The organism is Eikenella sp. NML03-A-027 (genome assembly GCF_001648395.1).
Taxonomy (GTDB): domain Bacteria; phylum Pseudomonadota; class Gammaproteobacteria; order Burkholderiales; family Neisseriaceae; genus Eikenella; species Eikenella exigua.
In genome coordinates, this window is sequence record NZ_LXSM01000016.1 from 420272 (window position 1) to 445137 (window position 24866).

The window sequence follows — 24866 nt, forward strand, 5'->3', positions numbered from 1 at the left end:
CTAATATGTTGTTCAGATTGGTTTTTACTGTGTACTCCTATTGTTGGGGCGTAATAAAAGGCTACCGGAAAATTCAGGTAGCCTTTTATCAGCTTATCCGGCCCTATGCGCCGTCATCTAAATGATCCAGCCGAGCGAGGATGGTGCGTTTACCATTTGTATCGGCAGGGGAGACGATGCCTTCGGCTTCCATTTGATCCACCAGGGTGGCGGCTTTGTTGTAGCCGATGCGCAGGTGGCGTTGGATGGAGGAAATGGTGGCTTTTTGCGTACGCAAAACGATGGCGACAGCTTCGTTGAACAGGGGGTCTTGGTCGCTGTTGCCGCTGCCGCTGTTGGCATTGCTGAACAAATCGTCGCTGCCCACGCCGGAGGTAAGGATGTCTTCCACATAATCGGGCGCACCGAAACCTTTGAGGTATTCGGTCACGCGCTGCACTTCGCTATCGGCCACGAAGGCACCGTGTACGCGCTGTGGGTAGCCGGTGCCGGGCGGCAGGAAGAGCATATCGCCTTGGCCGAGCAGGTTTTCTGCACCCATTTGATCGATGATGGTGCGGCTATCCACTTTGGAGGCTACCTGAAAAGCGATGCGGGTGGGGATATTGGCCTTAATCAGGCCGGTAATTACGTCCACGCTGGGGCGCTGGGTAGCGAGAATGAGGTGGATGCCGGCGGCGCGGGCTTTTTGGGCGAGGCGGGCGATCAGCTCTTCGATTTTTTTGCCGGAAGTCATCATCAGGTCGGCAAATTCGTCCACGATCACGACGATGTGCGGCAGGTGGGTGAGTGGCTCGGGATTGTCGGGGGTGAGGCTGAAGGGGTTGGCCAGCCGTTCGCTGCGGATGGTAGCATCTTTGATTTTTTGGTTGTAGCCGGCGAGGTTGCGCACGCCCACATGGCTCATCAAGCGGTAGCGTTTTTCCATTTCGTTCACGCACCAGGTGAGCGCGTTGGCGGCAAGCTTCATATCGGTTACCACTGGCGCGAGCAGGTGCGGGATGCCTTCATATACGGAAAGCTCGAGCATTTTCGGGTCGATCATGATCATGCGCACTTCGTCGGGTGTAGCCTTGAACAGCAGCGACAAAATCATGGCGTTCACGCCCACGGATTTGCCCGAGCCGGTGGTGCCGGCTACCAAGAGGTGTGGGGCTTTGGCGAGGTCGGTTACCACCGGCTGGCCGGTGATGTCCTGACCCAGCGCGAGGGTGAGCTTAGATTTGCTTTTGGCAAACACCGGTGAGTTGAATACTTCGCTTAGGCGAATCATCTGCCGTTTGGGATTAGGCAGCTCTAAACCCATACAAGTTTTGTCCGGGATGGTTTCCACTACGCGGATGGCAGCCACGCCGAGCGAACGGGCGAGGTCTTTTTCCAGGTTAATCACCGAGTTGCCACGCACGCCTACATCAGGCTCGATTTCGTAGCGGGTAATCACCGGGCCGGCATAAGCATCCACCACGTTTACTTTTACGCGAAATTCGGCCAGTTTTTCTTCGATTTTGATGCTGTTATCCAGCAGCTGTTCTTCGCTGAGAGTGGCTTCATTGTCATATTGCGGTGGCAAGAGCAACTCGTTCATCGGCACATGGTAGTGGCCGAAATCGGCAAACGATACGGCGGAAACGGCCGAAATCGGCGTGGGCTGCGGCGGCAGGTCGGGCAGGGGAGGGATGCCGGGCGCGGCAGTGGGTGTAGGGTTTGCCCACGCGGCTTGCGCCTGAGCTTCGACTGCACCTTGCTCCAAGACCTGCTGCCATTCGTTGCCGTTGTCGAACTCGATGGCCGGTTCGGCAGCCGGTACTTGCTCGGTGAGCGAGAGGTCGGGACGGAAGTGATATTGGGCACCAGATTGGTCGGCGGTGTCTGAATACGTTTCGGCGGTATCGTCGCTCACAGTTTCAGTTAAGCTCCAAGGCGGGCTGTCTTCAACGGTGCTTTGCGGAGAAAAAAGCGGCGGCTGTTCGGCGGCCGGTGCCGACTCTTCCTCAGCGGGCGGGGCGTCAGGGCTTTCGGGCGCAGCGCCATGATTGAAAGGGGTGAAGCGGGTGGAAATCGGCAGCGGCTGAGTTTGCTGAGGCGGCATAGCCGTCGGCACTTGCGCGCCCTGGCTGTGGTTCACGCGCGCGGCGGCAGGAATCACACTCTCACGCACGGTTTGGCGTTTGAAGCGGCTGCGCTGGCGGTTGGCCGGGGCATCGGTTTTAGCCAGATTAGCCAAAATTTCATCTTCATTGATTACCGGCAAATCTGGTTGCTGCGGGGCGATGGCCGGTTGGGGCGCGGGCTGAGGCTGCCTGCGCGCACGCAGGCGCTGACGCAGGAGATTGCTGCGGATGTCGTCGGGGCTGATGGTGTGCCGCTCTTCGGCAGGCTCTTCAGGCGCAGGTTCGGCCACGGGCGGCAGGTGTGCTTGGATTTTTTCGCGCACATACTGCACAGCGGGATCGGCCGGAGTGATTTCTTCGCGCGGCTCGGCAGCGGAAGAGGGGGCTTTTATCGGCCAGTTCAGCACCACGGTTTCCAGCGGTTTGGCTTCGGCTGCTTCGTTTTTATGTAGCATACGCGTGGCCTCGGAAAGAGAAATGATGCTCGACTCGGGTTGGTTTTCTTCGTTTTCGATATTTTCAGGTAGCCTGTGGCGGGTGGCCTCGGCTTCGGTGATAACCGGCAAATTGGCGTCGGGAGCGGATAAATCGTGGATTTCCGGCTCGGCGGCAGTTTTGGCTTCGGTTTCGGTGGTGTGAGAGCTTTCAGCATTTTCAACCTGCTCAGCAGTGGCATCAATGGCGATTTCTGACAACAGGGCAGTTGCTTCCGTTACGGCCGTTTCTTCTTCGGCGGGGCTGAAAATCGGTAGTTCTTCTTGGTTTTCGCTCACGTTACGGCGGCGTGCTTTTTTCTTCACACTACCGGCAAGCAGCTCGATTTTGCGCTGCAATTCGTCTTGCACTTTTTGATAATGCAGCTTCACTTGAGTTTGCGCACGCTGCGGCAGCACGTTGGGGCGGGCAGGCTGTTGCTGCGGGGTGTTTTCCGCTTCGGTATCAGTGGATTGCTGGTTGTTTTGGTGCCGGTTGAGATAGGTAAACTCCAGAAGCCATTCGTGCTCTTCGCGCGCACGCCACCACAAGAGCACGGCGATGCCGGCCAACAACAGAATCAGCAGAAAAACTAAAAACATAAACAGCAGCTCCCGAATTTGGCGCAAAGGTTGGTATTTTAACGTGTTTCCCGCCGAAATTAAACCTTGTGGCCTGGGTAAAAGCTCGACTTTGGCGCATTTCTGCGTGATGTGCTTCCCGATGGCCTGCCTATCTGTATGATATGTTTGCGCGTTCTGTGATGCTGACGCTTTGATTGTTGCTCAAATCTAAGGCTTTACAAAGATCTCCGCCCGCAATATGCGGGCGGAGGGGGATGACCAAACGGTTTACTTCTTTGGAATATCAAAGGTGGATTTCGACATTGTCGATGAGGCGTGTACTGCCCAAACGGGCGGCGGCCAACACCACCAGTTCGCTATCGCCAACATGGGCTACCTGAAGATTGCCTGCGTGGCGGATTTCTACATAATCCACCTGCCAGCCGGCCTGTTTCAGGTTTGCTGCCGCCTGTTGTTCCAGCGCGGCATAGTCGCGGTTGCCATTTTCCACTGCGCGGGCAATGGCTTGCAATTCGCGGTAGAGCTGCGGGGCTTGTTTGCGTTCGGCTTCACTCAGGTATTGGTTGCGGCTGGAGAGCGCCAGGCCGTTGGCGGCGCGGCCGATGTCCACCGGTACGATTTCTACTCGGAAATTCAAATCGGCAGCCATGCCTTGCAGGATGGCCAGCTGTTGGTAGTCTTTTTTGCCGAAACAGGCGTAATCGGGCTCAACAATGTTGAACAGCTTGGCCACCACGGTGGCCACGCCGCGGAAATGCCCCGGGCGGAACGCGCCGCACAGCTCGTTTTGCAGATTGGGCGGCTCGACGTTGTATTGCTGGGCCACATTCGGATACAGCTCCTGCTCGCTCGGTGCGAAGAGCACGGCCACGCCTTCGCCGGCCAGTTTGGCGGCATCCTGCTCCAGCGTGCGCGGATAGCGGTCGAAATCCTCGCCTTGGCCGAATTGCAGGCGGTTGACAAAAATGCTCACTACCACCTGGTCTGCCCGTTTGGCCGCTTCGCGCACCAAGGCTAGGTGCCCTTCGTGCAGGTTGCCCATGGTGGGCACGAATGCCACGCTGCCGGCTTCGCGGCGCCAGTCGCGCAGTTCTTGAATGGTATGGATAATTTTCATGGCGGGTTTGCCCTATCAATAAAATGCGGCGCAGTATACTCCGCCATGCTGGGAGAGGCTACCTGAAAAACAGACGGTGGGGTTTCAGGTAGCCTTCATTGTTGGATCGCGGCATGAAGCGTGGATGGCTTGTTTGCATTGATGTAATGCGGTTTTATGTGCTTCAAAGTTTCAGGTAGCCCGAGCATGAGAGGGCTACCTGAAAAATATGCCGGATATGAAGCAGGCTACCTGAAAATTCTAAAATGGGGTTTCAGGTAGCCTTTCCGGGTATAAACAAACCTACTTCCGCACCAGCCGCTCCGCCGCAGCACGGGCACGGATTTTGATTTCTTCCGTCAGATAATCCTTCATCTGCGCGTATACCAGCGTGATCACGGCAATGTCGTCGCTGAAGCCCAGTGGGCCGAGCAGGTCGGGGATGCTGTCGATGGGGCTAACGAAATACACCAGCGCGCCCACGATAATCAGCTTGGCGCGTTTGGACACGGCGGGCGATTGAAACAGGAAATACAGCGCATACAGCTGTTCCACCACCGGCCGCCCCAGCCGCAGTGCAAAACGGCGCAGCTTGCGCAAAAAGCCGTCCGGCTCGAAACAGCGACGGCGGAATTCCGGCACGAAATCTTCGGGGCGGACAGGGTTGTCTTGGTTCATAGCAAACTCTTTGCGTTGGATACGGCACAAATAGGCGCAACAGCGGCAGGTTTCAAGTTTAATCTCCCGGCAGTAGCAGCTGCGGGGTCATTGCGGCTTTCAGTTTGGCACAGAGCCTGCCGACTTCATCAACCTTCACACCAAACCACCAAATGCCGGATTTTCTCACCGACCAATATTGGCCGCTTAGCCAGCTGCCGTTGAGCAGATAGCCGCACAGCTGCCCCAGCCAGGGCTGGTGCCCCACCAGTATCAAATAATCAGCCCTTTTATGCGCAGCAATCAGCGCGGGCAGCTCTTCCACACGGTTAATCGGATTAAGCTTGGGTTTCACGGTATAGGGCAGGCCGAGTGCTTCAGCGGTTTGCCGGCTGCGCAGTGCCTGCGAAGCCCACACTTCTACACGGCCGTTCAGATACAGCCTCAGCCACTTGGCAGCCGCATCGGCCTGCTGCCGGCCTTTGTCGGTGAGGCCGCGTTCCAAATCAGGCACACCATATTCGGCTTCGGCATGCCGCCATAAAATCAGGTTCATCTTGCCTTCCTTATTCTCTGATACAATTCGCATCTTAATGCTTGGCAGCCGCAGAGGCTACCTGAAAAGCACGGTTTCAATAACACAAACAAATGACAATCTTTCCACACACCCTGTCGCCGTTTATTTGGCAGCCCGATCCGCCCGCCGTTTTCGCCGCACTGCGCTGCCTGATATGGTGATGATTGAAGGGTTTGTGCCGGAATTGGTGCGCTTTTTGGCAGAGTAGGGCAGTGCGTTGCAGCAGACGTTATTTCAGGTAGCCTTTTGGCTGTGGAAGAGGCTACCTGAAATAACGCTCCCAAGGACCCTTGTGCCTTTCCTTTCTTACTCTGCACCAATCTGCCCGCTTGGCTGTTTACTTATAGTGATGCGTGCCGACAAGGCCCATTGGCACGCTGCTTTTGCTGTGGCCACCTTGTGGGCTCTGTGGATGGCCGCCGGTGGCTGCCTGATTTCGGCATTCCTCGCCTTCGTGCTCGGCACATTTCTGATACTCAGAGCCGGCTGTGTGATTAATGATTTTGCCGATCGTAATTTCGACGGTACGGTGGCGCGCACCAAAAACTGCCCATTTGCCACCGGCAAAGTGAGCACGCGCAAAGCGCTACTCTTAGTACTGGCCTTGTGCATAGCTGCCCGCCTATACCTGCAGGCTATGCCACACGTTGTTGTGCTGCTGATGCCACTACTGGCTGCGCCATTCACGCCCGCTGGCCGTATTGGTTCGTGCTTATTTATGTGATGTGGCACCAATGCGGCCAATACCGCGCTATCCGTAGCCGCAACTGGGAGGCCTGTTTTAAAGTATCCTTAATCCAGCAACCGAATCAGCTGAGCTTTGTAGCTTGGTTTGCTGGCACATTACAGCGGTGGCTAAAAGACTGCCTGAAAACTTGGTCGCCGGGCACAAAATTGCCCTTCGGTGGCAGCACAGGTACAATTCCAACTTTGAATGTATTTTTATGCGAGAGAAGTAACCATGAGCCTAATCGGCAATATCCTGCCCTTATCGCATATTGTGCTGGATTTGGAAGTGAGCAGCAAAAAACGCCTGTTTGAAGAAGCCGGCCTGCTGCTGGAAAGCGAATCCGGCCTGAGCCGCACCGCTGTGTTTGAATGCCTGTTTGCGCGCGAAAAGCTCGGCACCACCGCGCTGGGGCACGGTGTGGCCATCCCGCATGGCCGGTATGCCGAAGTGCAAGCGGCCACCGGTGCGTTTATCCGCCTGAAAGAAGCCGTGGATTTCGATGCGCCCGATGGCGAACCGGTATCGCTGGTGTTTGTGCTGCTGGTGCCGGAAAACGCTTCCGGCGAGCATTTGGAAGTGCTCTCTGCCTTGGCCATCAAGCTTTCGGATAAAGCCGTGCGCGAGCAGCTTCTGGCTGCCGAAAACGCCGAAGCCGCCCACCGCATCCTCACTGCATAACCAACAGGACGCCCATGCCCAGCATCTCCGTGCGCAAGCTCTATCAAGACAACCAGGCCAAACTGAGTTTGGCTTGGTCGGCCGGCACGGCGGGCGCAGACAACCGCATCAGCGTAGATGCCGATAAACCCGTGTTGGCGCTGGTGGGGCATTTGAATTTTATCCACCCCAACCAAGTGCAGGTGTTGGGCGTGGCCGAAGTGGCCTATTTGGATAAGATGGCCGCAGGGGAAGTGAAGGCGAGCCTGGACGAACTCTTCGATTTGAGCATTGCCCTGGTGATTGTGGCCAACGATCTGCCCGTGCCTTTCATGCTGCGCGATTATTGCCACACCCATAACGTGCCGCTGCTCACGTCCAAAACCGAAAGCCCGTTTTTGATGGACGTGCTGCGGATTTACCTGCAGCGCGTGCTGGCCGCCTCCACCGTGAAGCACGGCGTGTTTTTGGACGTGTTTGAAATCGGCGTGTTGCTGATGGGTGAATCCGGTTTGGGCAAGAGCGAGCTGGCCTTGGAGCTGATTTCGCGCGGGCACGGTTTGGTGGCCGACGACGCGGTGGAACTCTACCGCACCGGCCCGGAAACGCTAGAAGGGCGTTGCCCGGCCGTATTGCGTGATTTTCTCGAAGTACGCGGCTTGGGCGTGCTCAATATCCGCACCATTTTCGGCGAAACCGCCGTGCTGCCTTCCAAGCAGCTCAAGCTCATCATCAACCTGACGCTGGCCGACGACAACTACATGAAAACGCTCGACCGCCTTTCCATCCAGAGCGAAACCGAAACCATCCTCAACGTGGCCGTACGCTCGGTGACGCTGCCGGTAGCCGTCGGCCGCAACCTCGCCGTGCTGGTGGAAGCAGCGGTGCGCAACTATATTCTGCAGGCGCGCGGCAAAGACAGTACCAAAGAATTTTTAGAACGCCATACCGCCATGCTGAGGGAAGACGAACGCAGCCATGAGGATAGTGCTGATTAGCGGGCTGACCGGCTCGGGAAAAACAGTTGCCTTAAAACTGCTCGGTGATATGGGCTTCACGTGTGTGGACAATATTCCGCCAGCGCTCCTGCCACAATTGGTGGCTCAATCTGCTGCCAGCCACATCAGCAAGCTGGCCATCAGCCTCGATATCCGCCTGCCGTATCCCCAAGACACCATCCAAAACTGCCTGCGCGCCATACGCCGCCAAGGCCATCCCCTACGCCTATTGTTTCTCGATACCGCCACCGCCACCCTCATCCGCCGACTCGATCGTCAAGGCCGCCGCCATCCCCTCGCCGCCAACACTCTCACCCTGGGCGAAAGCATAGCAGCTGAGCGGCAGATGCTCCAGCCGTGGCAGAGTTTCGCCTTTTGTATCAACAATTCCCACGACGGCATCGGTGATTTGAAATTCCGCATCCAAGAATGGCTCGCCCTCAGCCACGGTGGTTTGCAGGTGGTGATTGAATCATTCGGTTTCAAATACGGCACACCACTGGATTTGGATTTCCTTTTCGATACCCGAGCCTTACCCAACCCGTATTACGATGAAAACCTGCGCCCGCTAACCGGCCGCAATGAAGCCGTGCGTGCCTATTTTGCTCAATTCAAAATCGTGCAGCAGATGGTGGCCGACATCAGCGGCTACCTAAACCGCTGGCTGCCAGAATACGCCCGCCAAACCTGCGTGCATATGCTTGTGGTCGGCATCGGCTGCACCGGCGGCCAGCACCGCTCTGTATTCGTGGCCGAAGCCGTGGCCGAACGCTTGCGCGACTACCCCGTGTGGGTGCGCCATCGCCAGCTTCCCGCCACCGCTGCTTACCATGTGTAAAAACAAAGGATTGGTTCTGTTAAGGTTTGAGTTTTCAGGTAGCCTAAAACATCAAACAGGCTACCTGAAGCCCACAGAAAGAAAACATCATGAGCATCCAATGGTTTCCCGGCCATATGTACAAAACCAAAAAAGCCCTCATTGAGCGGCTGAGAAGCACCGATATGGTCATCGAAATGCTGGATGCCCGCCTGCCTGCCTCCAGCCAAAATCCCCTGCTTGCCCAACTCTCACGCGGCAAACCTAAACTTTATCTACTAAACAAACAAGATATTGCCGACCCCGAGCTTACCCGCATGTGGCTTGCTGAATTGCAAAACCGGTCCGACACCAGTGCCGTTGCCCTTGATGCTTCCGAACGCCAGGCCGCCCAAAAGATCACTGCCGCCTGCCGTGCTCTCGTCCCTCACCGACAAGGAATCGATCGCCCCTTGCGCGTGCTCATCTGCGGTATCCCCAATGTGGGCAAGTCCACTCTGATTAACGGCATGATCGGCAAAAAATCTGCCAAAACCGGTAACGAACCCGGCATCACCAAAACCGAACAACGCCTGCTGCTTGCCGACGACTTCTGGCTCTACGACACCCCAGGCATGCTTTGGCCGAAAATCATCGTTCCGCAAGGCGGCTACAACCTCGCCGCCAGCGGCGCCGTAGGCCGCAATGCGCTGGATGAAGAAACCGTTGCCCTCGAGCTGCTCAATTATCTGCGCCAACACTACCTGCCCCAACTGCAAGCACGTTATCAAGCCGATCCGGAAGAAAGCCAAAGCTGGCAAGACACCGACTGGCTCGAATGGATCGGCCGTCGGCGCGGCGCCCTGCTTGGTGGTGGTCGCATCAACTACCAAAAAGCCGCCGAAAACACCCTCACCGATTTCCGCGACGGCCAAATCGGCCGCATCACCCTCGAAACCCCCGAGCAATGGCAAGCCTGGCTCGCCGCCGCCCGCGAAGAGGAAGCCCGCCTGCAAGCCAAACGTGCCGAGCGACAGGCCGAACGGCGTAAAGGGAAATAGGCGATATATACTAAAGGCTACCTGAAAACCGATTTTCAGTTTTCAGGTAGCCTTTAGTTTGACCGTGATGGCGTTATTTCACCAGCTTCAGGCCTTTGTGTTTGCCGGTGGGTTTGCTGTCTTTTCTGCTGCCGCCAGCTTCGGGTTCGGGTGGAGTGCCGGGTTCGTAGGGAGTGATATCGAAATTCATGCCTTCGCCGGTTTCGCGGGCATAGAGGGTGCCGATATGGCTGACTGGAATCCAAATGTCATACGCCACGCCGCCGAAGCGGGCGGTGAAGCTGACCCAGTCGTTGTCGATGGAGAGGCCGGCACAGGCGGTGGCGCCGATATTGAGGATGATTTGGTTATCTTTCACAAACTGCATGGGCACACGGGTGTGTTCGTTCACCCATACTTGTATGTAGGGAGTGTGCCCTTGGTCGCTGCACCATTCATGCAGGGCGCGGACAAGGTAGGGTTTAAGGGTGGGGTTCATGAGCAAGATTCCTGTGTGGCGAAGGGCTACCTGAAAAACATATAGCTAAAATACTTATTTCTTCCTACTGCGTTGGCTCGCCTTGCCGTACTACCTGTACCGTCTGCGGCTTGCCGCCTTGTATGAAAAAATAATTATTTCAGCTATATGCCTAGCGGCGCATGGCTTTTTCGGCGGCAGTGAGCGCGGCGATAAAGGATTCACGCTGGAAAATGCGCTCGGCGTATTTCAGGATGGGGGCGGCAGATTTGCCCAGTTTGATGCTGTAGTGGTCGAGCCGCCACAGGAGGGGGGCGATGGCCACGTCGATCACGGAGAAGTCGTCGCCCAGTACATATTTGTTTTTAGAGAAGGCGGAAGCGATCAGGGTAAGGCCTTGGCTGATGGCTTCGCGCGCTTTGGCCTGCTCTTTGGCTGATGTATCAGGGTTTTCGAGTTTCTGCACGTGGCTGAACAGCTCTTTTTCCATGCGGAACAAGACTAAGCGGCCACGGCCGCGCATCACGGGATCGCCGGGCATGAGCTGCGGGTGGGGAAAGCGTTCGTCGATGTATTCGTTGATGATGTTGGACTCAAACAAGATGAGGTCGCGTTCAACCAATACGGGAACTTGGTTGTAGGGGTTCATTACGGAGAGATCTTCGGGTTTATTGAAGATATCTACGTCTTTGATTTCGAAATCCATGCCTTTTTCATATAGCACGAAGCGGCAGCGGTGGCTGAACGGGCAGGTGATGCCTGAGTATAAGACCATCATAATTGTATTCTCCCTAAATGGTTTCGCCGGCTTGGCAAGGCTGCCGGCATATGCTGGCAGCATAATTATAGCCTGCCGGCGGTTTTATGGCTAGGAAATCTATGTAACTTAATGATATTTATATATTTAATTCAAATTGACGGCAAGAATGGAGGCTACCTGAAAAGCAAACAATGTTTCAGGTAGCCTTTGTTTATGGCTTTAAATATCCAGCTCGGCTTTGTCGCCCTCGGCTTCCATCCAGCTGCGGCGCTGGGCGGATTCGCCTTTGCCCATGAGTTTGACGAATACTTCACGGGTTGGCTCGCTGCTATGCTCGGGGATATGAACGCGCAGTAGGCGGCGGGTGTCGGGGTGCATAGTGGTGTCTTTGAGCTGGTCGGGGTTCATTTCGCCCAGGCCTTTGAAGCGGCTGATGGAATATTGGTTTTCGCGCAGGCCCTCTTTGCGCAGTTTTTCCAGGATGCCTTCAAGCTCGGCTTGGTCGAGGGCGTAGAATTTGCGGGCAGTTTTTTTCCTGCCTTGGGCGGCTACGTCCACGCGGAACAGCGGCGGCTGGGCAACGTAGATATGGCCGCGCCGGATGAGTTCGGGGAAGTGGCGGTAGAAAAGGGTAAGCAGCAGCACTTGGATGTGCGAGCCGTCAACGTCGGCATCGGAGAGGATAGCGATTTTGCCGTAGCGCAGGCCGGAGAGGTCGGGATTATCGCTTTCGCCATGTGGGTCTACGCCGATGGCCACGGAAATATCGTGGATTTCGGTGTTGGCGAAGAGTTGGTCGCGGTGCACTTCGAAGCTGTTGAGCACTTTGCCGCGCAGGGGCAGTATGGCTTGAGTGTTGCGGTCGCGGGCGAGTTTGGCGGAGCCGCCGGCGGAATCGCCTTCCACAAGGAAAAGCTCGTTTTCGCGGATGTCTTCGCTTTCGCAGTCGGTGAGCTTGCCGGGCAGTACGGAAATGCCGCTGCCTTTGCGTTTTTCGATTTTCTTCACCGAACGCATGCGCTCTTGGGCTTGTTTGATGGCGAGCTCGGCAATTTTCTTGCCGGCTTCGAGGTTTTGGTTGAGCCACAATTCGACGGGGTCGCCGGCGAGGGCGGCCACGAGTTTGAGCGCGTCGCGGTTGGTGAGTTTGTCTTTGGTTTGGCCTTGGAATTGCGGGTCGAGCATGCGCACGGAAAGCACGAAGGCGACGCGGTTGAATACGTCGTCGCTTTGGATTTTCACGCCGCGCGGCAAAAGGTTGTGGTGGGTGATGAAGTTGGATACGGCATTGAATAGGGCTTGTTTGAGCCCGGCTTCGTGGGTGCCGCCGGCGGGGGTGGGGATGAGGTTGACATAGCTTTCGGTGGTGATGCGGCCTTCTTCCAGCCAGGTGAGGGCACAGGATACGCCTTCGCCATCGGCAAAATCGCCATGGTGGCTACCTGAAACATGGTTTTGCAACGTAAGCAGGGGCAGGGTGTTTTCCTGCTCGGCCAGCAGGGTTTTCAGGTAGCCTTCCAGGCCGTCGGGGTAGTGCCAGGTTTGGGTTTCGGGCAGGCCGTTGCGCCGGCGGGTGAGGGTAACGGTTACGCCGGGCAGCAGCACGGCTTTGGCGCGCAGCAGGCGTTCGATTTCGGCGATGTCGTAGTTGGGGCTCTCGAAGTATCGGGCATCGGGCCAGATGCGCAGGGTGGTGCCGCTGTCTTTGGCGGGGCATTTGCCGGTTTCGGCCAACGGCTCGACCACGTCGCCGCCGGCAAAGGCGATGCGGTATTCGCGCCCTTCGCGGCGCACGGCCACTTCGAGGCGGCGGGAGAGGGCGTTGGTTACGGATACGCCCACGCCGTGCAGGCCGCCGGAGAAGGCATAAGCGCCGTCACCACTGGTTTTGTTGAATTTGCCGCCGGCATGCAGGCGGGTGAACACAAGCTCGACCACGGGCACGTTTTCTTCGGGATGCAGACCCACGGGAATGCCGCGCCCGTTGTCGGATACGGAAAGCGAGCCGCCTTCGTGGATTTCCACATCGATGCGGCTGGCGAAGCCGCCGAGGGCTTCGTCGGCAGCGTTGTCGATGGCTTCCTGGCAGATGTGGGTGGGGCTGTCGGTATGGGTGTACATGCCGGGGCGTTCTTTTACCGGCTGCAAGCCTTTGAGGACTTTGATGCTGCTTTCTGAGTATTGCTTGGTCATGGGTGTGTTCACGTTTTAAATCCAGCTTATTTTAACATATCGGGATTGGCGATTTATGGCTATCAACCTGTTCCCAGCCTACAAGAAACAGGCTACCTGAAAGTGAGTAGAACAAAATTTCAGGTAGCCTGTGTTGGGAATGGGGCTGGGCTTTAGCTTGCCTCGACATCTTGCTGCAAAGCGGCGAGCAGTTCGGCCTGGCTGCACACAGCGGTGCCCAGTTTGGCCACCACCACACCGGCGGCGGCATTGGCGATGTGCATGGCTTGGCGCAAATCCAGCCCGGCGGCCAGGCCGAGGCCTACGGTGGCGATAACGGTATCGCCCGCGCCAGATACGTCGAACACTTCCTGTGCACGGGTGGGCTGGTGGCTGATGTGCTTTGCCTCATACAGGCTCATGCCTTCTTCGCTGCGGGTGAGCAGGATGGCGTTTAATTGCAGGTGGCGGCGCAGGGCTTCGGCTTTTTCGGTGAGCTCGACTTCGTTGCCCCACGAGCCGACCACTTGGCGCAGTTCGTTGCGGTTGGGGGTGATGAGGTAGGCACCGGCGTATTTTTCGTAGTCGTCGCCTTTGGGATCGATCAGCACGGGTTTGTTGTGCTCTTGGGCGAAATCAATCATATCGGCTACCTGAAACAGGCAACCTTTGCCGTAGTCGGAAAGGATAACGGCATCATAGTCTGGCAGCAGGCTGCGGAAACGATGGTTGAGCCGGTCCAGCACATCTTGGCTTGGTTTTTCTTCAAAATCAATACGTAAAAGCTGCTGATTGCGCGAGAGTACGCGCAATTTCACGGTGGTGGCGATGGTTTCATCGTGTTCTAAAAAGGTTTGTACACCGTTGCTTTGAACGATTTTTTCTAGCTCATTGGCAGCTTCGTCCTGGCCAACTACCGACAGCAGGGCTACCTGTCCGCCTAGGGCTGCGATGTTGCGCGCCACGTTGCCGGCGCCGCCGGCCCGCTGATCCATGCGCTCGATTTTGGCTACAGGCACAGGGGCTTCGGGGGAAATGCGCTCTACCTCGCCAAACCAGTAGCGGTCGAGCATGATGTCACCCACCACCAGCACGCGGGCGGATTGGAACTGCTGGGGGAGAGTGGTGAGAGAAGGGAGGATCATGGCTAATCTCCGATGTCGGTAAGATGGACGGGCGTTCTTATGCAAGCAATTCGCACAGTTGTTTGGCCTCGTATGAAGGATATATTTCTGTAACAGGCTACCTGAAAATCAGTATCCGCTTCAGGCTGTTTGCAAGATAAATTTGGTGGCGGACTGCACATGGATTTCGGTGGTGTCGAACAACGGCACGGCAGTGTCTTCGGGGCGCACCAGCAGGCCGATTTCAGTGCAGCCGAGGATGATGCCCTGTGCGCCTTGGGCAGCCAGCTGCCCGATAGTTTGCACATAAAAGCGGTGGCTGCCTTCAGCAAACTTGCCCACGCAGAGCTCTTCAAAAATGATGCGGTGGATTTCGGCCTGCGTGTCCTCGTCCGGTACAATGGCTTGGATGCCGCGTTCGGCCAGACCTTTGCGGTAGAATGCGTCCTGCATGGTAAAGCGTGTGCCGAGCAGGCCAACGGTGCGGATGCCTTGTGCGCGGATGCGTTCGGCCACGCTGTCTAAAATATGCAGGAAGGGCACGCCGATGGCGGCCTGTATTGGGGCGGCAACTTTGTGCATGGTGTTGGTGGCCAGGAGGACGGCGTCTGCGCCGGCCTGCTCCAGAGTGCGGGCGGCTTGGGCGAGGATTTCGCCGGCTTTGTGCCAATCGCCGCGCTGCTGGCAATCCACGATTTCTTGAAATTCAACGCTGGCGAGCAGGATGGGTGCGCTGTTGTTACCGCCTTTTTGCCGGTTGATAAGGCGGTTGATTTGGGTGTAGTAGGCGGCGGTACTTTCGGGCGACATGCCGCCAATGATGCCGAGTGTGTTCATGCGGTCTTTCTTTCGGATGGGTTTCAGGTAGCCTGCGGGCAGTATGGGCTACCTGAAAAATCAGCGGCGGTGCCGCCGCACGAAATCCAATTCATTTTTGGCAGCCTGATCGTTCGGATTCAGCCGCAGGGCTTGCAGGTAGTATTGCTCGGCGGCCTGCCATTGGCCTCGCTCTACGGCGGCATAGCCTTGCCCGCGTAGCGCCATGCCTTGGAAAAAGACAGATTGCGCCCGGTCGGGCAGGGTTTTGGCAGCTTCGGACAGGCGGTTGAAGATTCTGTCACTGGTTGCGAAATCTTTTTGCCCGTTGGCCACCTGGCCGCGTTCGCTCAAAAACTGCGGTTCGTACGGCGCAATTTCCAATACGGCATCCAAATCGGCGGCGGCAGCGGCGTAGTTGCTCTGCTCCACGGCGGTGAAGGCACGAAAATAGCGGGGCAGCAGCCAATCGGCCGATACCACTTTCACCGTCTGGCGGCGGTTTGCCGCTTCGGCCAGCAGCAACAGGGTATGCGGCCGGTTACTCGAAGCGCGCACATTGCCTTGGCGGCGGAATTCGGCATCGGCCTGTGCGATTAGGCGGTTCAAAATCGGCAGGGCTTGGGCATTCTGGTGACGCTGGATGAGGGAGGTGGCCTGCGCCAGCTCGCGTTGCATATTTTCCGGCAGGGGGCTTGTCACCTGCGCGGCAGCGGGCGGTGGTGCGGTACGCACGGTTTGCGATGGCGGAGCGGCCAAGGTGGCCTGTACTGGCAGCATGGCGCAGAGGGTGAGGGCAATCAGATGTTTTTTCATGATTATTTCCCATGAATAGAAGTAGGTGGGTTCCGCGATCAAATGAGGCTACCTGAAAAGTTGCCGTATCGGTTTCAGGTAGCCTTGAGTGGTATGCAGGCTACCTGAAAGCATGAGCTGCCATGAAGAGGCGTTATTCGCCCATCGCGGCCAACAGCTCGGCCTGGTGTTCAGCAATCAGGGCGTTGGTGATTTCTTCCATATCGCCGTCCATCACGAAGTCGAGCTTGTGCAGGGTGAGGTTGATGCGGTGGTCGGTAACGCGGCCTTGCGGGTAGTTGTAGGTGCGGATGCGTTCGCTGCGGTCGCCGCTGCCGATGAGGGATTTGCGTTCGGCGGCTTCTTTGGCCTGGGCTTCGCGTTTTTGCTTGTCGTTCAGGCGGGCGGCGAGCACTTTCATGGCTTGGGCTTTGTTGGCATGCTGGCTGCGGCCGTCTTGGCATTCTACTACCATGCCGGTGGGCAGATGGGTGATGCGGATGGCGGAGTCGGTTTTGTTGATGTGCTGGCCGCCGGCGCCGGATGCGCGGAAGGTGTCGATGCGCAGTTCGGCGGGGTTGAGCTGGATTTCTTCGAGCTCGTCGGCTTCGGGCATCACGGCCACGGTGCAGGCGGAGGTGTGGATGCGGCCTTGGCTTTCGGTGGCGGGCACGCGCTGCACACGGTGGCCGCCGCTTTCGAATTTGAGCCGGCCGTAGGCGCCGATGCCGGCGATGCGGGCGATGACTTCTTTGTAGCCGCCCAAATCGCTTTCGTTGGCGGAAACGATTTCTACCTGCCAGCGGTTGCGTTCGGCATAGCGGGTGTACATGCGCAGCAAATCGGCGGCAAACAGGGCGGCTTCGTCGCCGCCGGTGCCAGCACGGACTTCAAGGAAGATATTTTTGCCGTCGTCTTCGTCTTTGGGCAACAGGAGTTTTTGCAGCTCGGTATCCAGTGTTTCGATTTTGGCTTTGGCGGCTTCGATTTCTTCGGCGGCGAAGTCTTTCATTTCGGGGTCGGCTAGCATGTCTTCGGCGTCGGCAAGGTCGCTTTCGGCTTGTCGGTATTGGCGGTAGGCTTCCACTACGGGGGTGAGCTCGGCGTGCTCTTGGTTGAGCTGGCGGAAGCGGTTGATGTCAGCGGTGGCCTCGGGGGTGCTGAGCAGGGCGGTGACTTCTTCGAGCCGCTCGGAGAGGGATTGGAGTTTGTCTAGAACGGATGGTTTCATGTGGGATCTTTCAGATATAGCGAATTAAAATTAAGAATGCTACAGCGTTGGCTCGCCTTGCCGTACTACCTGTACTGGCTGCGGCTTGCCGCCTTGTCCCATTCTTATTTTGGTCCACTATAATTTTCAGGTAGCCTCAAGCGATAGAGGCTACCTGAAAAGGATTATAGCAAATGCGGCTGGGTTTGCCGCTGTGCCTACATGCGGCTGAGTTCGCGCTGTAGGGCTTGGATGTTTTGCTGGCGATCGAGCACGTCGCTTTGCAGACTGCTGACGCGGGCTTGGTGGGCCTGGTAGGCTGCGCCATCGCCTTTGGGCATGGTGCGGCTTTCGGTGAGGGCTCTTTGCGCGGTGGCCAGGGCACGGCGTTCGTTGGCCAGCTCTTGCTCGAGAATCATGCGCCGGCCGCTGTTGGTGCGGCCAGAAGGGGCGGTTGCGGCCACAGGTTGCGGGGCGGGAGCACGATATACGGCCGCCTGCTGGCTGCCGGCGGAGGCAGTACGCTGCGGAACGGGTGCGGGAGTGGGGCGCGGGCGGGCGGCACTATAGCGGCCGATGGTCGGTAGGTCGGCGCGGTGGCAGCCAGGGCCTGGTTTACTGCTGTAGCTGCCGTTACCGCAGGAATAAACGGGGCCGGCAGCTGCGCTGAGGCAGCTTAGGGCGAAAATGGTAAGTAGCGTAGTTTTCTGCATTTTATTTTCCCTTTTCTAACGATTGCTGGCTGGAAAATTCCTGTTCGACGGCTTGATACACGGCTTCAAGTTGTTCTTGCAGAGCGAGCCAGTCTTCTTCTATTTGTGCTAATTGTACTTTGACTTCGGCTGTTTTGGCTAAGTATTGGTGCAATTTGGCTTTATTGTGTTCCTTATATGCTTCTTCGTCGGCGAGGAAGGCTTCGCATTCGGCTTGCTCGGCGCTGAGTTTGGCCATGAGCTGTTCGGCTTTCTCAATTTTCTGCTGAATGGGTTTGCCGCGCTGGGCGCGTTGTTGGCGGATTTGGGCGGCGAGGCGTTTTTCGTCTTTGCGGTTTTGTCCAGCGGCAGATGTGGGTGGGGCGGCTTCGGAGTTGCTTTGGGCCAGACGCATGCGGCGGTAATCGTTGAGGTCGCCTTTGAAAGTTTTCAGGTAGCCTTGGTCGATAAGCAGGAAGCTGTCGGTGGTGGCTTCGAGCAGGCTGCGGTCGTGGGAAACGACGATGAGCGCGCCTTGGAAACTTTGCAGGGCCACGGTGAGGGCGTGGCGCATATCGAGGTCGAGGTGGTTGGTGGGTTCGTCGAGCAGGAGCAGGTTGGGCTGCTGCCACACGATAACGGCCAGCGCGAGGCGGGCTTTTTCACCGCCGGAAAAGCCGGTGATGGGCTGGATGGCCATGTCGCCGGCGAAGTCGAAGCCGCCGAGGAAGTTGCGGATGTCTTGCTCTTTGGCTTCGGGGCTGAGGCGCTGGATGTGCCAGAGCGGGCTTTGGTCGGCGCGCAGGGTGTCGAGCTGGTGCTGGGCGAAATAGCCGATTTTGAGTTTGTCGGTGCGGATGATTTGGCCGCTTTGGGGCTCCAGGCTACCTGAAAGGGCTTTGATGAAGGTGGATTTGCCGCTGCCGTTGACGCCGAGCAGGCCGAGGCGGGCGCCGCTCTCGAGCGAGAGGGTGATTTGGTGCAGGACGGTGTGGCCGCCGTAGCCGAGATCGACCTGTTCGAGCTTGAGCAGGGGGTTGGGCAGGTGTTCGGGCGGGGGGAAGGAGAAGCTGAAGCTGCTGTCGAGGTGGGCGGGGGCGACGAGCTCGAGTTTGGCCAGGGCTTTTACGCGGCTTTGGGCTTGTTTGGCCTTGGTGGCTTTGGCTTTGAAGCGGTCGATGAAGGATTGGAGATGCTGGATGTGCGTCTGCTGTTTGACGTAGGCGGCCTGCTGGTTGGCAAGGCGTTGGGCGCGTTGCTGCTGGTAGAAATCGTAGTTGCCGCTGTAGCTGTGCAGCTGGCGCTGGGCGAGCTCGATGGTGTGGTTGGTGGCGGCGTTGAGGAAGTCGCGGTCGTGGGAGATGATGATTTGGGTGCAGGGCAGGGCGGCGAGGTGGTTTTCCAGCCACAACACGGTTTCGAGGTCGAGGTGGTTGGTGGGTTCGTCGAGCAGGAGCAGGTCGGCGCGGCACATGAGGGCTTGGGCGAGGTTGAGGCGCATGCGCCAGCCGCCGGAAAAGGATTTAACGGGGCGGCTGTGTTCGGATTGGCTAAACCCAAGCCCGTTCAGTAGTTTGGCTGCGCGGGCAGGCGCGCTGTAGGCGTCGATTTCTTCAAGCTTGGCGTGGCATTCGGCAATGGCGTGCCCGTCGTTTTGCGCTTCGGCCTGCTTTAGGGCTACCTGAAAAGTTTGCAGCTCGGCATCGCCTTGCAACACGTAATCCAGCGCGCTGATTTCCAGAGCGGGGGTTTCTTGTGCCACGGCGGCGAGCTTCCAATGTGGGGGGAGGTGGATGTCGCCGGCGTCGGCACCGATTTCGCCTTTAATCAGGGCAAACAGACTGGATTTGCCGCTGCCGTTTTTGCCGATGAGGCCGACTCGGCGGCCGGGGGTGATGCGGGCGGAGGCTTGTTCGAGCAGGACTTTATTGCCGCGTTGCAGGGTGAGGCGGTTGATTTCTATCATATTATTTGATATGTGGGAATCTGAATTTTTTAGATGAAGAGGCTACCTGAAAAATAGTTTTCAGGTAGCCTTTGCTGTGCGGTTTGGCTAACGGTGTAATTCCAAGGCTAAAAACAGTTTGCTGTTGCCGCGCTGGACGAGTAGGGCGACGGTGCGGTCGGCATGGTTGAGGGCTTGGTTGAAGCTGTTTTCGTCGCTCACGGCGGTGCGGTTTACCATTAGGATGATGTCGCCGCGCCGCAGGCCGGCCTGTTGGGCTGTGCCTTCAACCTGCAAAACTAAGAGGCCTTGCCCTTGGCTGCGCAGTTGCAGGCCAGTGGGCTCGGAGGTGAAGCCGCTGCCGTTATCGGCATTGGTGCCGCTGCCGGATTGGTTGCCGGCATCGGCGCTACTGGTGTTGCTAGAACCGAGGGTGACTTGTACTTCTTCGCGTTTGCCGTTGCGCCAAATACCGAGGGTGAGCTGGGTGCCGGGCGGTATCATGCCGATGAGCACGGGCAAGTCGCTGGAAGCTTTCACGTTTTCGCCATTCACGCTTTGCACGATGTCGCCGGGCTGGAGGCCGGCTTTGTCAGCAGGGCCGTCGGGAGTTACCTGCGAAATCAGTGCGCCATTGGCGGCTTGGAGGCCGAAGGATTTGGCCAAGTCGTAGTTTACTTCTTGAATCACCACGCCGATGCGGCCACGTTCAACTTTGCCGTTGCGGCGCAGCTGGTCGGCCACATTCATGGCCACATCGATGGGGATGGCGAAGGAGATGCCCATAAAACCGCCGGATTGGCTGTAGATTTGGGAATTTACTCCCACTACTTGCCCGCGCAGGTTGAACAGTGGGCCGCCGGAATTGCCAGGGTTGATAGCCACGTCGGTTTGGATGAAAGGGGTGTAGTTTTCGTTGGGCAGGCTGCGGCCTTTGGCGGAAACGATGCCAGCAGTTACGCTATTGTCGAAGCCGAAAGGTGCGCCGATGGCGGCTACCCATTCGCCTACACGCAGGGTTTTGGGATCGCCGATTTTGACGGTGGGCAGGCCTTGCGCGTCAATTTTCAAGAGGGCGATGTCGGTTTGGGTATCGGAGCCGACCAGGCGGGCGGTGTATTCGCGGCGGTTGTTGAGCACGACTTTGATGCTGTTCATGCCGCTGAGGACATGGGTGTTGGTGAGGATGTAGCCGTCGGAGCTAATGAGGAAGCCGGAACCGAAGTTGTATTCGTCGTCGCCGGGCTCGACTAAATCGGCTTGGTTGGGCTGCAGGCGTTTGAAAAATTCGGAGAAAGGATCGTTTTCAGGCAGCTGATCGATATTGTCTTCGCCACCGGCCTGAGCAGTGTTTTCATTGGTGCGGCTGGCTTGAATATTGACCACAGCGCCGCCCTCTTGCGCAACTAATTTGGTGAAGTCAGGCAACAGCATATCAGCACCGCCTGCGGGTGCGCTCACGGTTCGGACAAATGAGGAATCGTCAGTAGAGGCTTCTTCTTTGCCGCATCCGCCTAAGAGCATCAGGGCAAGCAGGAGGGAAAAGATGGAGCGGGTGGTGTTTGGCATAGTGCATATTATAGCCGGCAGAAAGCGCATTGTATAACTAAAGCATTTATTTAGCTATGCCAGGCTGGAATGCCTTGCTTTTGCGGGATGTGCTTGGAGTGTGAAGATTTAGTTGTGTGAAAACTTGCTATGCTAGACCGTAACCTTGTTGAAACCGTGTTTTCAGGTAGCATTAAGTCGGGAGGGTATGTCTGAAAGCACAAAAAGACAGGCCGTTACCTGTCTTTTTATAAGCGGCTACTTAGGCCGGCTGGATATTGGATGCTTGTTTGCCTTTCGGGCCGGTGGTTACTTCGAAAGAAACTTTCTGACCTTCTTTCAGGGTCTTGAAACCGTTCATGTTGATGGCCGAGAAGTGGGCAAACAAATCTTCGCCACCCTCATCGGGAGTGATGAAACCAAAACCTTTAGCATCGTTAAACCATTTAACAGTACCAGTTGCCATACAATACATCCTATCTAAAAAACAAAATATCGGAAAAAGCAGGGTTGGCAAAGCAGGAAAACGACTGTGTTGGGTAAAACGGTTTGTTCAGCTGCCGAGCTGGAACAATTTATCCAGCCTGCCGCGCTTGCGGAGATAAGTTTCGCGCAGCCGGGATTAACAGTCAAGTAATGTTTGAATAATAATGTTAAAAATCGCAAAAAAAAGACAGAAATCCGAGCTTTTACCCTTATTTTGTGTTCTGCCGTGCGGTTGAATATAATTGTCTGGCATCAGTCTGCGGTTAGGCTGTGCAAAAAAGCAACCGGCAAACAAAGTTGATTTACAATCTAAAACCGAATTACGGCTAAAGCCGTTGAATTCCTGTTGCGGCGTTAGTCTGCTTCACCAATAGCAGATAAAGCAAAGGTTTCGGCCAACTACAGTACACCTTGAAGAGTCAAAGCTATGTCCAATACCGAACAGGCGCTCCAGCCAGAAACCGTCTGGCAAAATGTGTCTCCGCCCAAGAAATATGGCGTATTCCTGATTAATGATGATTACACACCAATGGATTTTGTGGTTGGCTTGCTTACTGATATTTTCAGGCTACCTGAAAACCAGGCGGCAACAGTGATGTTGCAAGTACATCACAAAGGCAAAGGTCTGTGCGGTGTTTACCAAAAAGATATTGCTGATACCAAGCATCAGCAAGTGCAAAACCTTGCTAGGCAGGCCGGTCATCCACTGCTGAGTATGGTTGAGGAGGTGTGAGCCATGTTGTCGAAAGAGCTGGAAAGCATTTTGCAGGTGATCTATGCCGATGCACGTATGCAGCGTTATGAATTTATCGGCATCGAACACTTATTACTCTCGCTGGTGCAGGAGAGCGACGAGGTACGGGCGGTGTTAAAAAGCTGCGGTGCAAACATTCCGGTTTTGGCCGAACAGCTGGCCATCAGTATTGAAGAAAACACACCGGTGCTGCCTGAGGATTCGCCAACCAGCAGCGAAACCCAGCCCACGCTCGGCTTCCAGCGCGTGATTCAGCGTGCGATTGTGCATGTGCAGTCGGCAGGCAAACGGCAGGTGCAGCCGGTGGACGTACTGGTGGCGATTATGTCAGAAAAAAACAGCCATGCCGTGTATTTCCTGGGTTTGCAGTCGATTGGCCGTAGCGAGATTCTCAACTATATCGCGCACGGCATCGTGCCAGATCGAGTAATGGAAACAGATAAAGGCGATGAAGTTGAGCAGGAAGGTGGCGAAGAGGGCAAACCTATCCGTCATGCCCTAGCCAAATATACCGTTAACCTTAATATTGAAGCACGCGAAGGGCGTATCGATCCGCTGGTTGGCCGCACCATGGAATTGGAACGCCTCATGCAAACCCTGTGCCGCCGCCGCAAAAACAACCCGCTTTTGGTGGGTGAGGCCGGTGTGGGCAAAACCGCATTGGCCGAAGGCTTGGCCTACCGCTTAGAACACAGCGATGTACCTGACGCACTCGCCGGCGCCACTGTGTTTGCGCTGGATATGGGCTCGCTCTTGGCCGGCACCAAATACCGCGGCGATTTTGAAGCCCGCATCAAGGCTGTACTCAAAGAGCTGGCCAAAATCAAGCATTCCATCCTGTTTATCGACGAAATCCATACCATCATCGGCGCAGGCAGCACCACCGGCAGCACCATGGATGCTTCCAATCTGCTCAAACCGGCTCTCTCTAAAGGCCATCTGCGCTGTATCGGCGCCACCACCTATGACGAATACCGCACCATTTTCGCCAAAGACCACGCCTTAAGCCGACGTTTCCAGAAAATTGATGTGCCCGAACCCAGCGTGGCTGAAACCGTGGAAATCCTGAAAGGCCTGCAACCCGCGCTCGAAGACTTCCACCAAATCCGCTTTTCCCAGCACGCCCTGAATGCCGCCGCCGAGCTTTCGGTACGCTACCTGAACGACCGCTTCCTGCCCGATAAGGCCATCGATTTGATTGACGAAGCCGCCGCCGCCCAGCGCATCCTGCCCGGCGACAAACGGCGCAAAGTGATTGAAGCAGCACAGATTGAAGAAGTGGTGGCCAAAATCGCCCGCATTCCCGAGCAAACTGTTTCCAAAGACGATAAAGAAGTGTTGCGCCATTTGGAGCGCAACCTGAAAAACATGGTGTTCGGCCAAGATGCTGCCATCGAAGCATTGGCTGCCGCCATTAAGATGTCCCGTTCCGGTCTGGGGTCGGCGGAAAAGCCCATCGGCAGCTTCCTGTTTTCCGGCCCCACCGGCGTGGGCAAAACCGAAGTTGCCCGCCAACTCGCCTTCATTTTGGGCGTGCCGCTGCAACGCTTCGATATGTCCGAATACATGGAACGCCACGCCGTGGCCCGCCTCATCGGCGCACCGCCCGGCTATGTAGGCTTCGAGCAGAGCGGCCTGCTTACCGAGGCGGTAAACAAGCAGCCCTTCTGCGTGCTGCTTTTGGACGAAATCGAAAAAGCCCACCCCGACGTGCACAATATCCTCTTGCAAATCATGGACTACGGCACGCTCACCGACAACAACGGCCGCAAAACCGACTTCCGCAACGCCATCGTAATCATGACCACCAATGCCGGGGCGGAAAGCCTCAGCCGTCCCGTGCTCGGCTTCACCCGCCAGCGCATGAGCGGCGACGAGGGCGAAGCATTGAAAAAAGCTTTCACCCCCGAATTCCGCAACCGTCTGGATGCCGTGATTTCCTTCGCCCCGTTGGACAACGAAGTCATCGCCAAGGTAACCGACAAATTCCTGCTCGCCCTGGAGCAGCAGCTTTTGGTGAAAAACGTAGAAGCCCACTTCACCACCGGCCTGCGCAGCTATCTGGCCGAGCAGGGCTTTGATCCGCAAATGGGTGCCCGCCCTATGCAGCGGCTGATTCAAGACAAAATCCGCCGCCTGCTCGCCGACGAGCTGCTTTTTGGCCGCTTAAGTAAAGGCGGCGAAGTAACCATCGGCTACGATGCCAAGGCTGATAAAGTCACCCTTGCCTTCTCTGCAACCAAAGCCAAGCGTGGTAAAGTGGCGGATGCCAACGGCTGATGCAGGGCAGATATGGTTTGCGCTGTAAGCGTGTTGTAGCTTCTTAAGAAACGCAACTTCTTTTGAGGGCGAGGATTTGACTGCAT

At 56.7% G+C, this 24866-nt stretch carries 22 protein-coding genes; 7 read left to right on the forward strand and 15 right to left on the reverse strand.

Annotated elements, in window-relative coordinates:
* Nucleotides 1-103 precede the first annotated feature (103 nt).
* The 4 genes from A7P96_RS07555 to A7P96_RS07570 form a co-directional block, all read right to left on the reverse strand.
* Nucleotides 104-3187, reverse strand: a complete 3084-nt coding sequence (locus A7P96_RS07555) for a DNA translocase FtsK (protein WP_082887941.1) — start codon at nucleotides 3185-3187, stop codon at nucleotides 104-106.
* Between the two features lie 265 nt (nucleotides 3188-3452).
* Nucleotides 3453-4286 carry a pantoate--beta-alanine ligase gene (panC, locus tag A7P96_RS07560; protein WP_067525980.1) on the reverse strand — a complete coding sequence of 278 codons (834 nt, stop codon included), beginning with the start codon at nucleotides 4284-4286 and terminating at the stop codon, nucleotides 3453-3455.
* A gap of 282 nt (nucleotides 4287-4568) precedes the next feature.
* Nucleotides 4569-4943 carry a YkvA family protein gene (locus tag A7P96_RS07565; protein ID WP_067525982.1) on the reverse strand — a complete coding sequence of 125 codons (375 nt, stop codon included), beginning with the start codon at nucleotides 4941-4943 and terminating at the stop codon, nucleotides 4569-4571.
* A gap of 58 nt (nucleotides 4944-5001) precedes the next feature.
* Entirely contained in the window at nucleotides 5002-5478 is a 477-nt protein-coding gene (locus A7P96_RS07570) for a histidine phosphatase family protein (RefSeq protein ID WP_067525984.1), read from the reverse strand.
* A gap of 370 nt (nucleotides 5479-5848) precedes the next feature.
* On the opposite strand from A7P96_RS07570, the gene A7P96_RS10835 reads away from it, so the two are divergent.
* The 5 genes from A7P96_RS10835 to ylqF all read left to right on the forward strand — a co-directional run bounded on the left by A7P96_RS10835 (nucleotide 5849) and on the right by ylqF (nucleotide 9741).
* On the forward strand, nucleotides 5849-6223 hold the full coding sequence (locus A7P96_RS10835) for a UbiA family prenyltransferase (RefSeq protein WP_067525986.1): 375 nt from the start codon (nucleotides 5849-5851) through the stop codon (nucleotides 6221-6223).
* Between the two features lie 237 nt (nucleotides 6224-6460).
* The gene (gene ptsN, locus A7P96_RS07580; protein ID WP_067525988.1) at nucleotides 6461-6907 is read left to right on the forward strand and encodes a PTS IIA-like nitrogen regulatory protein PtsN; all 447 of its coding nucleotides are present in this window, start codon (nucleotides 6461-6463) and stop codon (nucleotides 6905-6907) included.
* Between the two features lie 14 nt (nucleotides 6908-6921).
* A complete protein-coding gene (gene hprK / locus A7P96_RS07585) occupies nucleotides 6922-7884 on the forward strand; it encodes an HPr(Ser) kinase/phosphatase (RefSeq protein WP_064090763.1) in 963 nt (320 codons plus the stop codon).
* Complete coding sequence (gene rapZ / locus A7P96_RS07590) at nucleotides 7865-8722, forward strand: RNase adapter RapZ (RefSeq protein ID WP_067525990.1); 858 nt, start codon at nucleotides 7865-7867, stop codon at nucleotides 8720-8722. The genes hprK and rapZ overlap by 20 nt, the downstream gene beginning before the upstream one ends.
* Before the next feature lie 89 nt (nucleotides 8723-8811).
* Nucleotides 8812-9741: a ribosome biogenesis GTPase YlqF gene (gene ylqF / locus A7P96_RS07595; RefSeq protein ID WP_067525992.1), complete on the forward strand. Its 930-nt coding sequence runs from the start codon at nucleotides 8812-8814 to the stop codon at nucleotides 9739-9741.
* Between the two features lie 73 nt (nucleotides 9742-9814).
* Here ylqF and A7P96_RS07600 read toward each other — a convergent pair whose 3' ends face one another.
* The 11 genes from A7P96_RS07600 to A7P96_RS07650 all read right to left on the reverse strand — a co-directional run bounded on the left by A7P96_RS07600 (nucleotide 9815) and on the right by A7P96_RS07650 (nucleotide 21726).
* Nucleotides 9815-10219: a ClpXP protease specificity-enhancing factor gene (locus A7P96_RS07600; protein ID WP_067525994.1), complete on the reverse strand. Its 405-nt coding sequence runs from the start codon at nucleotides 10217-10219 to the stop codon at nucleotides 9815-9817.
* A gap of 151 nt (nucleotides 10220-10370) precedes the next feature.
* Entirely contained in the window at nucleotides 10371-10976 is a 606-nt protein-coding gene (locus A7P96_RS07605) for a glutathione S-transferase N-terminal domain-containing protein (RefSeq protein WP_067525995.1), read from the reverse strand.
* Between the two features lie 201 nt (nucleotides 10977-11177).
* Entirely contained in the window at nucleotides 11178-13151 is a 1974-nt protein-coding gene (locus A7P96_RS07610; protein ID WP_067525997.1) for a DNA topoisomerase IV subunit B, read from the reverse strand.
* Between the two features lie 152 nt (nucleotides 13152-13303).
* The gene (rfaE1, locus tag A7P96_RS07615; protein WP_067525999.1) at nucleotides 13304-14275 is read right to left on the reverse strand and encodes a D-glycero-beta-D-manno-heptose-7-phosphate kinase; all 972 of its coding nucleotides are present in this window, start codon (nucleotides 14273-14275) and stop codon (nucleotides 13304-13306) included.
* A gap of 120 nt (nucleotides 14276-14395) precedes the next feature.
* Nucleotides 14396-15091, reverse strand: a complete 696-nt coding sequence (locus tag A7P96_RS07620; RefSeq protein ID WP_067526000.1) for an aspartate/glutamate racemase family protein — start codon at nucleotides 15089-15091, stop codon at nucleotides 14396-14398.
* Nucleotides 15092-15151: 60 nt separating this feature from the next.
* Nucleotides 15152-15886: a tetratricopeptide repeat protein gene (locus A7P96_RS07625; protein ID WP_156496311.1), complete on the reverse strand. Its 735-nt coding sequence runs from the start codon at nucleotides 15884-15886 to the stop codon at nucleotides 15152-15154.
* A 133-nt stretch (nucleotides 15887-16019) separates the two neighbouring features.
* A complete protein-coding gene (prfA, locus tag A7P96_RS07630; RefSeq protein WP_049258447.1) occupies nucleotides 16020-17096 on the reverse strand; it encodes a peptide chain release factor 1 in 1077 nt (358 codons plus the stop codon).
* Between the two features lie 197 nt (nucleotides 17097-17293).
* Nucleotides 17294-17788, reverse strand: a complete 495-nt coding sequence (locus A7P96_RS07635; protein ID WP_067526004.1) for a hypothetical protein — start codon at nucleotides 17786-17788, stop codon at nucleotides 17294-17296.
* A gap of 1 nt (nucleotide 17789) precedes the next feature.
* Entirely contained in the window at nucleotides 17790-19733 is a 1944-nt protein-coding gene (locus tag A7P96_RS07640; RefSeq protein ID WP_067526006.1) for an ATP-binding cassette domain-containing protein, read from the reverse strand.
* An 87-nt stretch (nucleotides 19734-19820) separates the two neighbouring features.
* Nucleotides 19821-21281 carry a DegQ family serine endoprotease gene (locus A7P96_RS07645; RefSeq protein ID WP_067526007.1) on the reverse strand — a complete coding sequence of 487 codons (1461 nt, stop codon included), beginning with the start codon at nucleotides 21279-21281 and terminating at the stop codon, nucleotides 19821-19823.
* Between the two features lie 241 nt (nucleotides 21282-21522).
* On the reverse strand, nucleotides 21523-21726 hold the full coding sequence (locus tag A7P96_RS07650) for a cold-shock protein (protein WP_003822547.1): 204 nt from the start codon (nucleotides 21724-21726) through the stop codon (nucleotides 21523-21525).
* Between the two features lie 447 nt (nucleotides 21727-22173).
* Between A7P96_RS07650 and clpS the strand changes: the two genes are divergently transcribed.
* Nucleotides 22174-22479 carry an ATP-dependent Clp protease adapter ClpS gene (gene clpS / locus A7P96_RS07655; RefSeq protein ID WP_067526009.1) on the forward strand — a complete coding sequence of 102 codons (306 nt, stop codon included), beginning with the start codon at nucleotides 22174-22176 and terminating at the stop codon, nucleotides 22477-22479.
* A 3-nt stretch (nucleotides 22480-22482) separates the two neighbouring features.
* Nucleotides 22483-24780, forward strand: a complete 2298-nt coding sequence (clpA, locus tag A7P96_RS07660) for an ATP-dependent Clp protease ATP-binding subunit ClpA (protein WP_067526011.1) — start codon at nucleotides 22483-22485, stop codon at nucleotides 24778-24780.
* The last annotated feature ends 86 nt before the right edge of the window (nucleotides 24781-24866 follow it).

Coding starts and splice junctions, on each gene's coding strand:
- A7P96_RS07555 (WP_082887941.1), bottom strand. CDS start 3,187: ATGTTTTTAGTTTTTCTGCTGATTCTGTTGTTGGCCGGCATCGCCGTG.
- panC (WP_067525980.1), bottom strand. CDS start 4,286: ATGAAAATTATCCATACCATTCAAGAACTGCGCGACTGGCGCCGCGAA.
- A7P96_RS07565 (WP_067525982.1), bottom strand. CDS start 4,943: ATGAACCAAGACAACCCTGTCCGCCCCGAAGATTTCGTGCCGGAATTC.
- A7P96_RS07570 (WP_067525984.1), bottom strand. CDS start 5,478: ATGAACCTGATTTTATGGCGGCATGCCGAAGCCGAATATGGTGTGCCT.
- A7P96_RS10835 (WP_067525986.1), top strand. CDS start 5,849: ATGCGTGCCGACAAGGCCCATTGGCACGCTGCTTTTGCTGTGGCCACC.
- ptsN (WP_067525988.1), top strand. CDS start 6,461: ATGAGCCTAATCGGCAATATCCTGCCCTTATCGCATATTGTGCTGGAT.
- hprK (WP_064090763.1), top strand. CDS start 6,922: ATGCCCAGCATCTCCGTGCGCAAGCTCTATCAAGACAACCAGGCCAAA.
- rapZ (WP_067525990.1), top strand. CDS start 7,865: ATGAGGATAGTGCTGATTAGCGGGCTGACCGGCTCGGGAAAAACAGTT.
- ylqF (WP_067525992.1), top strand. CDS start 8,812: ATGAGCATCCAATGGTTTCCCGGCCATATGTACAAAACCAAAAAAGCC.
- A7P96_RS07600 (WP_067525994.1), bottom strand. CDS start 10,219: ATGAACCCCACCCTTAAACCCTACCTTGTCCGCGCCCTGCATGAATGG.
- A7P96_RS07605 (WP_067525995.1), bottom strand. CDS start 10,976: ATGATGGTCTTATACTCAGGCATCACCTGCCCGTTCAGCCACCGCTGC.
- A7P96_RS07610 (WP_067525997.1), bottom strand. CDS start 13,151: ATGACCAAGCAATACTCAGAAAGCAGCATCAAAGTCCTCAAAGGCTTG.
- rfaE1 (WP_067525999.1), bottom strand. CDS start 14,275: ATGATCCTCCCTTCTCTCACCACTCTCCCCCAGCAGTTCCAATCCGCC.
- A7P96_RS07620 (WP_067526000.1), bottom strand. CDS start 15,091: ATGAACACACTCGGCATCATTGGCGGCATGTCGCCCGAAAGTACCGCC.
- A7P96_RS07625 (WP_156496311.1), bottom strand. CDS start 15,886: ATGAAAAAACATCTGATTGCCCTCACCCTCTGCGCCATGCTGCCAGTA.
- prfA (WP_049258447.1), bottom strand. CDS start 17,096: ATGAAACCATCCGTTCTAGACAAACTCCAATCCCTCTCCGAGCGGCTC.
- A7P96_RS07635 (WP_067526004.1), bottom strand. CDS start 17,788: ATGCAGAAAACTACGCTACTTACCATTTTCGCCCTAAGCTGCCTCAGC.
- A7P96_RS07640 (WP_067526006.1), bottom strand. CDS start 19,733: ATGATAGAAATCAACCGCCTCACCCTGCAACGCGGCAATAAAGTCCTG.
- A7P96_RS07645 (WP_067526007.1), bottom strand. CDS start 21,281: ATGCCAAACACCACCCGCTCCATCTTTTCCCTCCTGCTTGCCCTGATG.
- A7P96_RS07650 (WP_003822547.1), bottom strand. CDS start 21,726: ATGGCAACTGGTACTGTTAAATGGTTTAACGATGCTAAAGGTTTTGGT.
- clpS (WP_067526009.1), top strand. CDS start 22,174: ATGTCCAATACCGAACAGGCGCTCCAGCCAGAAACCGTCTGGCAAAAT.
- clpA (WP_067526011.1), top strand. CDS start 22,483: ATGTTGTCGAAAGAGCTGGAAAGCATTTTGCAGGTGATCTATGCCGAT.